Here is a 14367-nt window from a genome sequence, read left to right on the forward strand (position 1 = left end):
CGGCATCCCTTCTCGGAACGCCCAGCGCCGAATGACACTCAATAACGCCATGTCGATCACTCCATGACCCCCCGACCAAAAAGCCAGGGGTGGGTTCAGACACGGGTCACTTCTCGATGGAAACTTCCGGCTCCGCCGGGTCAACTCTCAGCGGAAATCAACAGCATGGTCTTCATCGTAAGCCTCTCGCTTGCCCTCGACCGAGGGTCGGTCACGCGCGCGCTCGGCCGGCTCAGGCTTGGGCGAGGCGCAGAAGGTCCTTCAGGGCCGCGGCCCGCCTGGCCGGGTCGGCCGGTCCCAGCCCGAGGGCGAGGGCGAGCCAGGAGCCCTCGACGAGAGCCCGCATGGCGTCGGCACGGCCCGGGTCGATGCCGTTCAGGTCCGGGCCCAGCCATGCGTCGGAGAAGCCCTGCCACTTGTGGAGCGCCTCCGGGTCGGACAGCAGCGCCGCCAGGATGAGGGGCCGGTCGCAGGCAGGGTCCGGCGCGACGGGGGCCTGGACGTAGGCCCTCAGACGACGCCCGCGCGGGTCGGGATCGGTCGCCACGAGACGGAGCAGGTCCCGCTGGAGCCGGTCGATCTGGTCGTCGAGCAACGAGGCCCGCAGCCTCGCCTTGCTGGGGAAGTGATGGAGGAGCCCGCCCTTGCTGGTGCGCGCCTCCCGCGCGACGGCCTCCAACGTCAGCGCCTGGACGCCATGGCGCAGGAGCACGCGGCAAGCGGCCCGGAGGAGCCGCTCCTTACGGTCAGAGCCCCTCCGGCCGCGGATCGGCGATGCCGGCGGCGTGGCCGATCCCATCGGATCGTGGGCCGCGAGGATCACGCCGGCACCTGACTGTGGCCATGCGGGTCCGCGGCGGTCGCCGCCTTTCCTTCGCCCCGACCGGGCTTGATCCGGTACCAGCCGACATACAGGGCGGGCAGGAAGAACAGGGTCAGGAAGGTGCCGGCGATGATGCCGCCGATCATGGCATAGGCCATCGGCCCCCAGAAGATCTCGCGCGCGATGGGGATCATCGCGAGGCTGGCGGCGGCGGCCGTGAGGAGGATGGGCCGCATGCGATGGCAGGTCGCCTCGACCACGGCGTCCCACCTCGGCATGCCCGTGGCCTCGTACTCCTCGATCTGGGCGACCATGATTACCGAGTTGCGGATGATGATGCCGATGAGGGCCAGCACGCCGAGGATCGCGACGAAGCCGAGCGGCGCCCCCGAGGGCAGGAGGGCCGCCACGACGCCGATGAGGCCGAGGGGCGCGACGCTGACCACCAGGAAGAGCTTCTGGATGCTCTGCAGCTGCACCATGAGGAAGAAGGCCATGGCGAGGAGCATCACAGGCGCCACGGCCGCGATGGGACCGGCACCCTTCCCGCTTTCCTCGACCTCGCCACCCGTCGCGAGGACGTAGCCCGCGGGAAGCGTCTTCCGGAACGCCTCGATCTCGGGCTTCAGGGCGGCCACGATCGTGGCCGCCTGCGTGGCGTCCTTGATGGTGGCCTTGACGGTGATGGTGGGGAGCCGGTCGCGCCGCCAGACAATGGGTTGCTCCAGGTCGTAGCGGATCTTGGCGAAGGCCAGCAGGGAGACGGTGCTGCCGTTGGGGAGCGGGACCTGGAGGCTCTTCAGGGTGTCGATGGAGTGCCGCTCGGCGGCCTGGGCGCGGCTGACCACGTTCACGAGATAGATCGAGTCCCGGACCTGGGTGATGCTGCCGCCGCCCACGACCCCGTTGAGGATGGTGGCGATGTCCTTCGAGGTGATGCCGAGCTGGCGCGCCTTGTCCTGCAGGATCTCGACCTTGAGCACCTTGCCGGGCTCGTTCCAGTCGAGGGTCGGGACGGACAGGCTGGCATTCGCGGCGACGATGTTCGACAGCGTCATCGCCGACTGGCGCACCACCTGCAGGTCGGGGCCGCCGATCCGGTACTGGATCGGGCGTCCGACCGGCGGCCCGATGTCCAGCGGATGCACGAAGACGTCGGTGCCGACGAAGTCCCGCTTCGCGACCTCGCTCAGGCGCGCGATGGTGCGGCCGCGCGCTTCCAGGGAGGCCGTCTCGATGACGATCTGGCCGAAGAAGGCGTTGGCGAGTTGCTGGTCCAGCGGAAGGTAGAAGCGGACGGCGCCCTGTCCGACGTAGGAGGTCCAGTGCCGGATCTCGGGATCGCCCTTCAGCACGCTCTCGAAGCGGTCCATCTGGGCCTGCGTCTCGCCGATGCTGGCGCTCTGCGGCAGCGTCATGTCGACGAGCACCTCGGGCCGATCCGAGGACGGGAAGAACTGCTGCTGGACGAAGCCGAGGCCGTAGACGGAGGCCCCGAGCAGCGCGACGCAGACCGTCACGGTCAGCCAGCGATGGCGCATGGCGGGCAGGAGCAGGGCGCGGAAGGCCGAGAGCGTGCGGCTCGGCTTGTCGTGGTGGCCCTTGATGGCCTTCGGCAGGATCTTGACCCCGATCAGGGGGGTGAACGCCACGGCCACCACCCATGAGACGAGGAGCGAGACCGCGATGACGACGAAGAGCGAGTAGGTGTACTCGCCCGCCGACGAGCCGTTGAATCCGATGGGGATGAAGCCCGCCACCGTCACGAGCGTGCCCGTCAGCATCGGGAAGGCGGTGGAGGTGTAGGCGAAGACGGCGGCCTTCTGCAGGCTGTCGCCGACCTCCAAACGTGCGACCATCATCTCGACGGAGATCATGGCGTCGTCGACCAGGAGGCCGAGCGCGATGATGAGCGCGCCGAGCGAGATGCGCTGGAGCGTCACCCCCATGGCGTCCATGATCACGAAGGTGATGGCCAGGACCAGCGGGATGGAGAGCGAGACGACGAGGCCGGCGCGCCACCCCAGGCTGATGAAGCTCACCGCCAGAACGATCACTACCGCCTCGATCAGGGCCTGGACGAAGCCGCCCACGGCCTCCTCCACGATCTTGGGCTGGTCTGAGACGAGGTGGATGCCGACGCCCGCGGGCAGGTCGGCTTCGAGCTCGCGCATCTTCTCCTTCAGCGCCTCGCCGAAGTGCAGGAGATTGGCGCTGGCCTGCATGGCGACGGCGAGCCCGATGGCGGGCTGGCCGTCGTAGCGGAACAGGGCCTCGGGCGGATCGGTGAAGCCGCGGGAGATCTCGGCCACGTCCGAGAGCCGGAAGAAGCGGTCGTTGATCCGCAGGTTGATGGCCTTCAGGCTGTTCTCGTCCGTGAACTGCCCGCCGACGCGCACGCTGACCTGCTCGGGCCCGGCCTGGATCACGCCCGAGGGCTGGACGGCGTTCTGGGCCTGCAGGGTGTTGATGACGCTCTGCATGTCGATGCCGAGCGCGGCGAGCTTGCGCACCGAGAAGTCGAGGTAGATCACCTCGTCGCGCGCGCCCAGGATCTGGGTCTTGCCGACGTTCTCCACGGCCAGGACGCCGGTGCGCACCTGCTCGACGTAGTCGCGGAGCTGACGCATCGAGAGGCCGTCCGACGTGAAGGCGTAGATGTTGCCGAACACGTCGCCGAACTCGTCGTTGTAGCCCAGCGGCTGGACGCCCTGCGGGAACGTGCCCTGGATGTCGCCGAGGCGCTTGCGCACCTGGTAGAACAGCCACGGGATGGTTTTGGGGGGCGTGGTCTCGCGAAGGTTGACGAACACGGTTGTCTGGCCCGGGGTCGTGTAGCTCTTCGTGTAATCGACCGCGTTGATCTGCTTGACCTCCTTCTCGATGCGCTCGGTCACCTGTTGCAGCGTCTCGTCGATGGTGGCGCCCGGCCAGCGGGCCTGGACGACCATGGTCTTGATCGCAAAGGCCGGGTCCTCCTCGCGCCCGAGCTTGGTGTAGGCCATGGCCCCGGCCAACAGCGCGATGGCCATGAGGAACCAGATGAAGGACCGGTGGGACAGCGCCCATTCCGAGATGTTGAAGGATTTCATCGGCGCATCCTTGCGCGGCTCGACAGGTCCGGGACCCGCGGGTGAACGGAAAGGGCGATTGGAGGGGAAGACCGCGGCGGATCGGGCCTAGAGGTCGGTCTCGGGAAGCCGGACGGCCTGGCCCTCGGTGAAGCCGTGGACGCCGGCGACGGCGACCTTCTCGCCGGCCTTGAGACCGGTCCCGACGAAGGCGCGACCCTCCTCGCGTTCCAGGATCGTGACCTCGCGGCGGTTTATGGTCCTGCCGTCCGGGGCGACGACCCAGACCGCGGCGTGGCCGTCGTCCTCGACGAGGGCCGTCGACGGCACCGGGAAGCGCGGAGAGACCGGCCGCTCGAACGCGACCGTGACGGTATTGCCGAGGCGGAAACCATCGGGCGGATCGATCAGGGACATGCGCACGCGTCGCGTCCGGGTCGAGGCTTCGGCCAGGGGACCGATCTCGCGCACGCGGGCCCTGGCGGTGACCTCGGGAACCTCCTGGAGCCTGACCGTGAACTCGATGTCCTTCGGCATTTCGCCGATCAGATCGTCCGGGATGTCGACCACGGCCTCGCGCACGTCGGGACGCGCCATCGTGACCACCACCTGCCCCGGCGGGACCACCTGCCCGACCTCGGCGCTCCACGCCGTGACGACGCCGTCGAAGCCCGCGGTGAGCGTGGCGTAGCCGAGCTCGTCCGTGGCCTTCTGCAGGGCGGCCTTGGCCTGGGCCAGCCGGGCGTCGGCGGTGTCGCGATTGGCCACCGCCCCGTCGAGCTGGGCCTGCGTCACGGCGCTGTTGTTCTCGAACAGGATGCGTTGCCGCCCCTCGGCGGCCGAGGCGTTCTTCACTTGCGCCTGGGCATCGGCCACGTCGGCGCGGGCCCGCACCAGGGCGAACTGCTGCACGGTGGGATCAAGGGCGGCAAGCCGCGTGCCCTTGGCGACTTGGTCGCCGACGAAGACGTCGCGGGCGACGATGCGACCGCCGATCCGGAAGCCGAGTTGGCTCTCGTAGCGAGGCTGGACCGTGCCCGCGAAGGGGCCGAAGGTCCGGGCTTCCTCCAGTGCCACGGTCGTCGTCAGGACCGGGCGGACCGGCGGCGGGGCCTCGGCCTTCTGCTCCTTGCAGCCCGAAAGGGCGACGAGGGCGGCGATGGGGAGGACGAGGCGTCTCACGGCGTGCCCTTTCCGGCGACGGTGACCTTTCGGCCCGGTGACAGGAACTGGATGCCGGCGGTGACGACCTCCTCGCCGGGCTCGACGCCACCGGCGAGGACGATGCCCGAGCCTTCGTAGCGGTCGATCTCGACGGGCTTGGGCGACACGCTCCCCGTTCCCGGGTCGAGGACCCACACCGCCGACGCGTCCTTCCATCGGAAGAGCGCGCTCCACGGCAGCGTCACCGCATCCCGCGGGCGCAGGCGGGCACGTCCGAGCACCACCGCCCCCAGCGACATCCCGGCCGGCACCGCGTCGAGACCGATCTTCACGCGGACGCCGCCGGAGTTCGTGTCGACGGTGGGGGAGATCTCCCGCACGGTCCCGACTGTGGTCACGCGCGAGTCGGCCTGGAGCGAGACGTCGACCTTCCGGCTCTCGGGGGGCGGCTCCAGCAGGATGGTCGGGACCGTGAAGACGGCGTCGCGGCTTCCGTCCTGCGCCAGCGTGAACACGGTCTGGCCAGAGGAGACCACCTGGCCTGCCTCCGCGCTGCGGGCTGTGATGATGCCGGCCACGCCGGTCCGAAGCTCGGTGTAGGTGAACTGCTCCTTGGCCGTACCGAGGGCCGCCCGGGCCGAATCGACCGACGCCTGCGTCGTTCGAAGCTGCTGCTCCGCCCCGTCGTAGGTGGTGCGGGTGGTGTAGCCGCTCTTCATCAGGGTCTGCTGGCGCTCGAAGTTCACCTTGGCCTGTATAAGGAGCGCCTCGGCGGAGTTGAGAGCGGCCTGGGCGGTGTCGACGTTGACCTGTTGCTCCTGCGTCTCCAGCCTCGCGATGACCTGGTCGGCCCGGACATGGTCCCCGACCTCGGCCAGGCGCTCCGAGATCTTGCCGGTCACGCGGAAGGAGACGTTGGACAGATACTTCGCCTGGATGTCCCCGCTCAGCACCACGTCCTCCGAGACCGGGGCGCGGACCGCGGTGACCGTCTTCACAGAGACCGCCTCGGTCGCAACCGCATCACTTGCGACGAGCAGCGCCACCGAAAGAAGGGTCAGGCGGGTCATCATGGGATCGGGCTCCGTATCACCCGCGTGGACGGGGGGGCGAAGGAGCGGCTGCGAGGGGGCGAAGCAGCCGCTCCTTCTCGGCCGTCGCTCCCGGGGGGCGACGGCCATTCCGGTGCCCCTGGATGGGGCGAAGGGGTTGTCCCGTACGGCCACGCGGCCATGAAGGCGACGCGCTTGCCGGGATGCCCATGATCTACTAATAACTAACCAGTCAGTCAACAGGGAATGAGATGAGCAAGGCGGCGGTGGGACCGAGGCAGAGGCGCAAGGAAGCGCGACCGGGCGAGATCCTGGAGGCGGCGTTCGAGGAGTTCGCCCTCAAGGGCTTCGCTGGGACGCGGGTCGACGACGTGGCCCTTCGCGCCGGGATCACGAAGGGCACGGTCTACCTCTACTTCCCGAGCAAGGAGGATCTTTTCGTCGCCACCTTCAAGGAAATGGTGCAGCCCACCCTCGACCTACTCGCCAGCTTGGCGACCAATCCGAAGGGCCCGGCGATGGAGATCCTCCGGGCCTACTTCCGGTTCGTCTACGACGCCCTGGTCCATGACCGACGCGGCCGGGAGTTGCTCCGGCTGCTGCTAGCCGACGGGACGCGCTTTCCGGAACTGTCTGTGCGGTGGCACGACGAGGTCATCGGGCCGGTGAACGCCCGGTTGGCCGCCGTCCTCGCCTACGGTGTGGAACGCGGCGAATTCCGGCCTGTCGCCGCTAGCGAGTTCCCGAACCTGATGATGGCAGCGGCCGTGTCCGCCTCGATCTGGCGCACGCAGTTCGGGGATGCCTACCCCATGGATATGGCCGCCTACTTCGACGCCCACCTCGACATGCTTGAACGGACCCTCGTCGTGGGTCGCGCAGGCGAAGGTCGCTGAGATTCGATCAGGAGGACGTCATGGAAATCGCGGTCCTTACGGCCGCCACCGGCCTGGCCGGCTCCCTCGTGGGCGCGGCCTCGTCGTTGGTGACGACGTGGCTGACCCAGAACGGCGCGCGCAAGGCGCAATGGCAGGCGCAGGAGGCGGGGAAGCGCGAGGCGCTCTACGACGAGTTCATCGCCGAGGCGTCGAAGTGTCTGGCCGACGCGATCACCCACGACCCAGAGGGCCCGGAGGTGGTCGTCGGCATGTTCGCCCTCATCGGCCGCATGCGCCTGAGGTCGACGCGCCCGGTGATCGAGGCGGCCGAGCGGCTGCTTTCACAGGTGGTCGACATCTATGCCTCGCCGAACCTGACCTTCGCCGAGATCCAGGACAGGATCAGACAGGGGAAGGACGCGGACCCCCTCGCCGACTTCGGCGAGACCTGCAGACGGGAACTCGAAGTTCTCCGTATCTGTCCTGCCTCCTGAAAAGTGGTCCTCCCTGAGGTATGGCCTCGCGCCATGTGGAGGATGTTGTCATGGGACGGAAGAAGCATACGGCTGAAGAGATTGTTGCCAAGCTGCGCCAGGTGGATGTTCTGGTCTCGCAGGGTCGCAAGGTTGCCGAAGCAATCCGGTGCATCGAGGTAACCGAGGTCACGTACTATCGCTGGCGCTCCGAGTACGGTGGCCTGAAGGGTGATCAGGTCAAGCGGCTGAAGTCTCTGGAGACCGAGAACCAACGCCTTCGGCGGGCGATCTCTGATCTTACCTTGGAGAAGCTGATCCTGAAGGAGGCGGCTTCGGGAAACTTCTGAGCCCGGCTCGCCGCCGGGCTTGTGTTGACTACGTCGTTGCCGAGCACAGTGTGTCGGAACGCTTCGCTTGTCGTGTCCTGGGTCAGCATCGCTCGACGCAGCGCAAGGTCGCCGTCCTAGTCGAGGACGAAGCCGCTTTGACGGCCGCCATCGTCGCCCTGGCGCTCCAGTACGGGCGCTACGGCTACCGTCGGATCACGGCGATGCTCCGGCGTGATGGCTGGACGGTGAACGTGAAGCGCGTCGAACGGATCTGGCGACGAGAAGGGCTCAAGGTCCCGGCCCGCCAGCCCAAGCGAGCGCGCCTTTGGCTCAACGACGGCTCGTGCGTGCGACTGCGGCCAGAGCGCCCCGACCACGTCTGGTCCTACGACTTCGTCGAGCACCGCACGCACAACGGGCGCAAGTACCGGATGCTGAACGTGATCGACGAGTTCACGCGCGAGTGCCTGGCCATCCGGGTCGCTCGCAAGCTCAAGGCGCTGGATGTTATCGACGTACTCTCGGACCTGTTCAGCCTGCGCGGTGTGCCTGGTCATATCCGCTCGGACAACGGGCCGGAGTTCATCGCCAAAGCCGTTCAGGACTGGATCGCGGCGGTTGGATCGACGACCGCCTACATCGAGCCGGGCAGTCCGTGGGAGAACGGCTATTGCGAGAGCTTCAACGCGAAGCTGCGCGACGAACTCCTCAACGGCGAGGTGTTCTACACTCTTAAGGAGGCCAGCGTCGTGATCGAACAATGGAGGAAGGACTACAACACCATCCGGCCGCACTCGTCACTCGGCTACCAGCCGCCTGCGCCACAGGTTGTGATCTGGCCACCTGAACCGAACGGTTCAGCGCCGGTCGCCCACTCCGCCATCGTCACGCGACCGACGATGCACTAACTTCGAACCTGGGCCACCGAATGGGGGCAGGCCAATCCGTGTGGATGCCCGGTATGGTCATGCACGGAATGCGCAGCGTGATCGTGCGCCCCATGGTCATGTCCGGCGTGGGTGTCCTGCGCTGTCATCGTCGTCCTGTCCGGTCTTCGTCGCCTGATGGTTCGCGTCTCGCGAGGAGACGGCTGCGCGCCGTCCCTTCCCATGCGTCGAAAACGAGCCTACAACCTCTAGCGACTAGAGGTGCAAGCGAAAAGAACATGGACATCTCAATCGGCGAGTTATCCCGCCGGACGGGCGTGAAGGTGCCGACCATCCGATACTACGAGCAGGTCGAACTGATGCCTACGCCTCCTCGAACGGCGGGCTCGCAGCGTCGCTACGGCGAGGCCGAGGTCAGGCGGCTTTCATTCATCAGGCATTCGCGCGACCTGGGCTTCGAGGTCGATGCCATCCGTGAACTGCTGGAGATGAGCTCGTATCCGGAGCGTCCGTGCGCCGAGGTCGACCTGATCGCACGGCGTCATCTGGCCGAGGTCGAGCGGCGCATAGGGCAGCTTCTGGCGCTGAAGGACGAACTGACCCGCATGGTCGGGGCGTGCAGCCATGGCCGTGTCGGGGAATGCCGGGTCATCGAGGTGCTATCGGACCACGCGAAGTGTGCCGGCGACCGTCATTGAGCTTCCTTTCGCTATGGTTTCAGCGCTTGAGGTGCCTGAGACGTAATTCGTCTTTATGTGTCCTCACATGCTCTCTTGCTAGGCCTTCGTTCCGACGAAGTATGCGCTGTTGCCGGCGCCCACCCGGCCTAGGTCCGTACAAATGATGCGGTCGCGGGCGGCAGCTTACGGGGACGATCCGGGTTGGGCCGCCATATCAGCAAGGCGGTCCGGGCCCCGAAGCTCCAGCACCCCTGTATTGAGGCCCGCAATCCACCATGAACTGGGCAACCTTCAGCCGGGAGGCCATCCCACGGCCCGTCCTATAATGTCGCCGAGTGCTTCGACCGTAAGTGCGCCCTCATGGCGGTCGTCGTTCACAAATAGGGTCGGGGTGCTGTGGACGCCCAGGACGGAGGTCGCCTGCTCGGATACACGTCGCACGCCATCGTAGAGGGACTGATCGCGCAGGGCGGCATCGAACCGCTCGTTGCCAAGCCCCGCCTGCCGCATGAGCTCGCGCATGGCCTCCAAAGGCTTTTCGACGAACGCCCACGAGCGCTGGCGCTCGAATAGCAGGTCGGTGAACGCGTAGTAGTTTCGGCCACCGTCAGTACGGGCCAGCATGAAGCCCGCCGTATCCAGAGGGCTCAGCGGATATCCCCGCAACGCGAAGCGGACCTGTCCGGTGTCGACCCAGCGCGCCTTGACGGTCGGCCAGGTCGCCTCGTGGAAGGCCGCACAGTGTGGGCAGGTCAGCGCTGCGTACTCGATGAGCGTCACCTTCGCCCGAGGGGAGCCCACCCAGACATCGCCAAGCGGACCCGCCAGGGCCGTGCCCCCGACATGGACGACCGCAGGAGTCCGGGACCATGTCGCCGCCAGCGCGGCGACCCCGAGGGCCGAGAGACCGAGGGCTGATCCCGCGATCACCCTGCGACGGCTGAACCGCGTGCCTGCCATCCTGTCGACAGGGGTCATGTCAGGTCTCCGGCGGTACTGTGGGACGAAGGCGAGGCCGGGGAGGCTCGGCGCATCGGGCCGGCTGACGTCGCATCACCAGCGATGGTGCCAGCCCGCGTGCCGGAAGCCACCTCAGCGGTGCCCGGCCGCCGTGCCATCGGACACGGCGGTCGGCATGAGGGTGGAAAGCCTCAGTTCGGCCAGCAGCGGCGGCCGTATGGCCCGATGTGAAAGCCGGCCGGGCAGGAGGCGCCTCGGACATAGCCGCCACGCTGACCACCGGTCCTGCAGCCGCCGTAGGGGCCGCGGTGGGCGTAGGGGCCGCAGCCGTCGTAGACCTGGATGATCTCGGCGCCGTCCAGGCCGGTGGACACGGCCGACTGGATCAGCGGCGACGCCGCGGCCGGGAATGCCAGTCCGGTCAGGAGGGCGACCGGGGCGAGGATCTTCAGCATCGTCGAATCCTTTTCTGCTCTTATCGGACACGCGATGCCTGAACCTGCGTCGCGACCGATGAAGGCAGGATCGCCTCCGCTTGCCTCCCGGATGTGACCGACCGATGCGTCGACGTAACGTTTTGTAACCGGCCTCCCTTCACGTCGGCCTTGCCTTCAGGCGATGGCCGGCAGGGTCGCGACGAGACGTGCGCCGCCGAGCGGGGATACCCCGACGACGACGGAACCGCCGTGGGCCTCCGCGATCTGCCGCGCGATGGCGAGCCCGAGGCCGGTGCCGCCAGTCTGGCGGCTGCGGGATCGCTCGATCCGGTAGAATGGGCTGAAGACGGCTGTCCGCTCCGATTCCGGGATGCCCGGGCCGTCGTCGTCCACCGTGACACGGCACGATGCGCCGGTCCGGCTCACCGAGACGGCGACTGTTGAGCGCCCGAACTTGACCGCGTTCCCGATCAGGTTGGCGACGACCCGACGAAGCGCGACGGCATCTCCGGCGGCCACCGCACCCTGTACGTCCTCGCCGGTCAGGCGGACGTCGATGCCCTGCGCGGCTTGTTCGGCCACCTCGACCGCGACCAGGTCGGCGAGGTCGACCGCCGTCCGGCCCACCTCGACGGCGGTGCCCCGGGCGAAGCCGAGCGAGGTCTCGATCAGTGCGGTCATGGCGTCGAGATCCTCGACCAGCCGGTCCCGACGTTCCGGCTCGGACACGCCCTCGGCCCGCAGGCGCAGGCGAGTGAGATAGGTCTTGAGGTCGTGCGAGATGGCGCCGATCAGCAGCGAGCGTTCGCCGAGGAGGCCGACGATGCGGTCCTGCATGTCCCGGACCGCCTGGGAGAGGCGCCGGATCTCCGGGGCGCCCCGCGGGGTGGCGACAGGCTCCGGCGCGCGCCCGTCGAACCGGGTCACCGCTTCGGTCAGGCGTCGCAGCGGGGCGAGTTCGTGGCGGGTTCCGACAAGGACGAGGCCGGCGACCACGGCGCCGAGGATGGACACCCAGAGGCTCAGTGGCCGCCCGAGCAGCCACGGCATGAGCGAGCGATGCTTCTCGACGGCCGAGATGACGAGGGTCCGGCCGTCCGGCAGCCGATAGGTCGCCGTCGCGAGGCGGCCGATGGGGAGGTTCCGATCCCTGTCGTTGACATCCTCGGGGTCGAGGCCCCGGTGCAGCATGGCCGTGTCGGTGTAGGCCCGAAGTGGCCCATCCGGATCACCGGTCATCCGGCGCAGGCGCCGTTCGAGGCGCGGCTCCCGGATCAGTCCGGCGTCGTCCGGAGTCGTTTCCATGATCTCGGCCCTGAGGGCCTCGCCGCTGACGGCCCTCAGGATGGCCGGTCTCAGGGCCGGATCGGCATCCCTCAGCAGGGTGACGATGTTCGCGGCCTGGTCGACGCGCGGGAAGCGCGTGCCATAGGGCGAGCCCTCCTGCCGCCGCTGCCACGTGTCGAGGGCGACGGTGGCGAGCACGAGTAGGGAGAGCGCCCCGAGCAGGAGCAGCATGATCCTGCCGAGCAGGCCGACCCGGGCCATCACGGCGCCGGCCTCACCGGCGCGGCGAGGATGTAGCCGGCGTTTCGCACGGTCTTGAGCAAGGCGGCCGCGGCGCTGCCCCCGGCGTCGAGCTTGTGCCGCAGTCGGCTGACCTGGACGTCGATGGTGCGGTCGAAGGCATCGGCCGAGCGGCCCCGCGTCCAGTCGAGGAGCTGGTCCCGGGAGAGCACCCGCTGCGGCCGGGTGACGAAGCAGTGCAGCAGGTCGTACTCGGCACTGGTCAGGGCGATCTCGGCCGCCGGTTCGCCGGTCGTCACCCGGCGAGCGGCGAGGTCGACGACGAGGTCCGCCACGGCCAGGGTTTCGGGATCGGCGGCGTCCGCGCGGGCGACAGTCCCATGGGCCCGCCGCAGGACGGCACGGATGCGGGCGAGCAGGACCCGCGGGTTGAACGGCTTCGAGACGTAGTCGTCGGCCCCCATCTCCAGGCCGAGTACCCGGTCGATGTCCTCGTCCTTGGCGGTGAGCATGACGACGGGAGGGCCGCCCGCCTCGCGCAGGCGCCGACAGATGGAGAGCCCGTCCTCGCCCGGAAGCATCCAGTCGAGCACGATGAGGTCCGGGGCCGGCGCGACCGCCAGTTGGCGGTCGAGGCTCGCCCCTCCGTCGAGGCCGATCACGCGAAACCCCTCGCCCTCCAGGTAGGCGGCGAGTTGGGTGCGGATATCGCCGTCATCCTCGACGACGACGATGGTTGGGCCTTCGCTCATGCCTCGAACATACGAAGGCCGGCCGGCTCGACAACGTGAAAAAGACCTTTGTCACAAAACGTTACATTGACCCGCCGCCCAGTCACATCGCATTGGGTCGCTAGGATGCCAAGATGGAGACGACCCGCCAACACATGCGGGAGCCGGGTCACGTGACACCAACAATCCGATTCACAATGCCAGTGTAACGGGACGCTACCTTCGAATGAGGTCTCCACCCCGCAGTGGCGTCCATCCACAGGGGGCCAGGAGTTTGGTTACCACGCCGACACGAGGACTCTCGACAAGGCGTCCGGGATGGCGATCTCTTGTAGGCACACCCGCTGAACAGGAGGCCACGATGCGCGGCGAGAACTTCCCCCACGTCTTCGAGGCCGGCGTCTACTCCCTCGCGGCGGGCCTCGCTGGTGCCCTTGCTGCCGGGTCCGCCCGGGGTGACCGCTGGGTCGCCGAGGCCCGCGCCGATCAGGCCGAGGCCGCCACCCTCGACAGCCTCGCCGTCGTCGGTCAGGCCCTGGCGCGCGACCGTCGGGAGCTCGCCAAGCTGCGGGCCGAGAACGCCGCCCTCAAGGCCGAGGTCGCCGCGTACCGTGCCGCCGCCGTCCAGGCCGCTGCGGTCGCCCGTCGGGATGGTCGCCGCGTCGCGTGACGTGACGGCCCCGGAGTGACGTCACGGTCGGGAGCCGCGTGACGTCACGGCCCCCGCGTGCCGACGGAATGCTTTCGCGTGCTGACGAAGGGTGCACACGTGTGCACAGTGAAAGTATCAATCCGAAATCGACGCGCTCGACAACCTGTCGCACCCTCGCATCGGACCTGAAAAAGCCCGCCTCGGTCTCCCGGGGCGGGCTTCGTCGTGTCGGGGGATGGGCTGGTCAGACGCCCCGGAGCGGCTCCCACGAGGGATTGTTGACGAGGTCATCCAAGGCGTCCTGCATGGCCTGCCTGCCCTCGGCCAACCGCTCCCGCATCTCCGCGGTGATGCTCGCCATCGACCGCTTGGACTGCTCCCACTCCCGCATCGTCGGGCAGAGCTTCAGGCCGGGGATCTCCCGCTCGCCGAGCATGTGCCGTCCGACGTCGCGCGGGGTGGCGTTCGTGATCTGCAACAGATCGACGTGAGTCAGGCTGGTCAGCCAGGCGATTGCGGGCTCGTCGAGGATGCCGTCGAGGATGGGATCGTCCTCGCCGGTGATGACGCTCTGAGCGTTGGCGTACTTATGAGCCAGGGTGCCCCATTCGAGGACGGGATCGACCGGCTCCGGCTTGGCCAGGGCGACGGCCGCGGGCACGCCGACCGGAGCCTGGCTGGCCTCGGCCAAGGCGGCGGC

Annotated in this window: 14 protein-coding genes; 5 read left to right on the forward strand and 9 right to left on the reverse strand. The window is 68.2% G+C overall.

The window, feature by feature from the left end; all coding sequences use genetic code 11:
• Positions 1 to 232: 232 nt before the first annotated feature.
• From FV222_RS06390 to FV222_RS06405, 4 genes are all read right to left on the reverse strand, one after another.
• A complete protein-coding gene (locus FV222_RS06390) occupies positions 233 to 799 on the reverse strand; it encodes a TetR/AcrR family transcriptional regulator (protein WP_281406871.1) in 567 nt (188 codons plus the stop codon).
• Between the two features lie 20 nt (positions 800 to 819).
• Complete coding sequence (locus FV222_RS06395; protein ID WP_147813511.1) at positions 820 to 3915, reverse strand: efflux RND transporter permease subunit; 3096 nt, start codon at positions 3913 to 3915, stop codon at positions 820 to 822.
• Positions 3916 to 4002: 87 nt separating this feature from the next.
• On the reverse strand, positions 4003 to 5076 hold the full coding sequence (locus tag FV222_RS06400; RefSeq protein WP_147751751.1) for an efflux RND transporter periplasmic adaptor subunit: 1074 nt from the start codon (positions 5074 to 5076) through the stop codon (positions 4003 to 4005).
• Positions 5073 to 6131: an efflux RND transporter periplasmic adaptor subunit gene (locus tag FV222_RS06405; RefSeq protein WP_147813513.1), complete on the reverse strand. Its 1059-nt coding sequence runs from the start codon at positions 6129 to 6131 to the stop codon at positions 5073 to 5075. The genes FV222_RS06400 and FV222_RS06405 overlap by 4 nt, the downstream gene beginning before the upstream one ends.
• Before the next feature lie 230 nt (positions 6132 to 6361).
• Here FV222_RS06405 and FV222_RS06410 point away from each other — a divergent pair, with 230 nt between their 5' ends.
• The 4 genes from FV222_RS06410 (at position 6362) to FV222_RS06430 (ending at position 9378) form a co-directional block, all read left to right on the forward strand.
• Positions 6362 to 7006, forward strand: a complete 645-nt coding sequence (locus tag FV222_RS06410) for a TetR/AcrR family transcriptional regulator (RefSeq protein WP_147813515.1) — start codon at positions 6362 to 6364, stop codon at positions 7004 to 7006.
• Between the two features lie 20 nt (positions 7007 to 7026).
• Positions 7027 to 7482 (forward strand): hypothetical protein, encoded by a 456-nt coding sequence (locus tag FV222_RS06415; RefSeq protein WP_147813517.1) that lies wholly within the window; start codon positions 7027 to 7029, stop codon positions 7480 to 7482.
• 50 nt (positions 7483 to 7532) lie between these two features.
• Positions 7533 to 8701 (forward strand): IS3 family transposase gene (locus FV222_RS06420; protein ID WP_147813519.1). Its coding sequence is split into 2 segments (ribosomal slippage): positions 7533 to 7797 and positions 7797 to 8701, totalling 1170 coding nucleotides; the frame shifts between segments, so codons are not numbered across the junction.
• 257 nt (positions 8702 to 8958) lie between these two features.
• On the forward strand, positions 8959 to 9378 hold the full coding sequence (locus FV222_RS06430; protein WP_147813521.1) for a helix-turn-helix domain-containing protein: 420 nt from the start codon (positions 8959 to 8961) through the stop codon (positions 9376 to 9378).
• Between the two features lie 273 nt (positions 9379 to 9651).
• On the opposite strand, the gene FV222_RS06435 is transcribed toward FV222_RS06430, so the two are convergent.
• From FV222_RS06435 to FV222_RS06450, 4 genes are all read right to left on the reverse strand, one after another.
• Entirely contained in the window at positions 9652 to 10338 is a 687-nt protein-coding gene (locus FV222_RS06435; protein ID WP_246685348.1) for a thioredoxin domain-containing protein, read from the reverse strand.
• A 173-nt stretch (positions 10339 to 10511) separates the two neighbouring features.
• Entirely contained in the window at positions 10512 to 10775 is a 264-nt protein-coding gene (locus FV222_RS06440) for a hypothetical protein (protein ID WP_147813523.1), read from the reverse strand.
• 156 nt (positions 10776 to 10931) lie between these two features.
• On the reverse strand, positions 10932 to 12305 hold the full coding sequence (locus FV222_RS06445) for an ATP-binding protein (RefSeq protein WP_147813531.1): 1374 nt from the start codon (positions 12303 to 12305) through the stop codon (positions 10932 to 10934).
• Positions 12305 to 13036: a response regulator gene (locus FV222_RS06450; RefSeq protein ID WP_147813525.1), complete on the reverse strand. Its 732-nt coding sequence runs from the start codon at positions 13034 to 13036 to the stop codon at positions 12305 to 12307. Before FV222_RS06450 ends, FV222_RS06445 begins: the two co-directional genes overlap by 1 nt.
• Before the next feature lie 340 nt (positions 13037 to 13376).
• Here FV222_RS06450 and FV222_RS06455 point away from each other — a divergent pair, with 340 nt between their 5' ends.
• Entirely contained in the window at positions 13377 to 13685 is a 309-nt protein-coding gene (locus tag FV222_RS06455; protein WP_147813527.1) for a hypothetical protein, read from the forward strand.
• A gap of 226 nt (positions 13686 to 13911) precedes the next feature.
• On the opposite strand, the gene FV222_RS29375 is transcribed toward FV222_RS06455, so the two are convergent.
• Positions 13912 to 14367, reverse strand: a 456-nt coding sequence (locus FV222_RS29375) for a hypothetical protein (RefSeq protein WP_210248459.1), incomplete at its 5' end; no start/stop codon positions are given.

The organism is Methylobacterium sp. WL103 (assembly GCF_008039885.1).
Lineage (GTDB): Bacteria > Pseudomonadota > Alphaproteobacteria > Rhizobiales > Beijerinckiaceae > Methylobacterium > Methylobacterium cerastii.

What these genes read in the sequence shown, in the direction of transcription:
- FV222_RS06455 (WP_147813527.1), top strand. Translation starts at nt 13,377, where the DNA reads ATGCGCGGCGAGAACTTCCCCCACGTCTTCGAGGCCGGCGTCTACTCC.
- FV222_RS06445 (WP_147813531.1), bottom strand. Translation starts at nt 12,305, where the DNA reads ATGGCCCGGGTCGGCCTGCTCGGCAGGATCATGCTGCTCCTGCTCGGG.
- FV222_RS06395 (WP_147813511.1), bottom strand. Translation starts at nt 3,915, where the DNA reads ATGAAATCCTTCAACATCTCGGAATGGGCGCTGTCCCACCGGTCCTTC.
- FV222_RS06390 (WP_281406871.1), bottom strand. Translation starts at nt 799, where the DNA reads ATGGGATCGGCCACGCCGCCGGCATCGCCGATCCGCGGCCGGAGGGGC.
- FV222_RS06440 (WP_147813523.1), bottom strand. Translation starts at nt 10,775, where the DNA reads ATGCTGAAGATCCTCGCCCCGGTCGCCCTCCTGACCGGACTGGCATTC.
- FV222_RS06430 (WP_147813521.1), top strand. Translation starts at nt 8,959, where the DNA reads ATGGACATCTCAATCGGCGAGTTATCCCGCCGGACGGGCGTGAAGGTG.
- FV222_RS06410 (WP_147813515.1), top strand. Translation starts at nt 6,362, where the DNA reads ATGAGCAAGGCGGCGGTGGGACCGAGGCAGAGGCGCAAGGAAGCGCGA.
- FV222_RS06405 (WP_147813513.1), bottom strand. Translation starts at nt 6,131, where the DNA reads ATGATGACCCGCCTGACCCTTCTTTCGGTGGCGCTGCTCGTCGCAAGT.
- FV222_RS06450 (WP_147813525.1), bottom strand. Translation starts at nt 13,036, where the DNA reads ATGAGCGAAGGCCCAACCATCGTCGTCGTCGAGGATGACGGCGATATC.
- FV222_RS06435 (WP_246685348.1), bottom strand. Translation starts at nt 10,338, where the DNA reads ATGACCCCTGTCGACAGGATGGCAGGCACGCGGTTCAGCCGTCGCAGG.
- FV222_RS06415 (WP_147813517.1), top strand. Translation starts at nt 7,027, where the DNA reads ATGGAAATCGCGGTCCTTACGGCCGCCACCGGCCTGGCCGGCTCCCTC.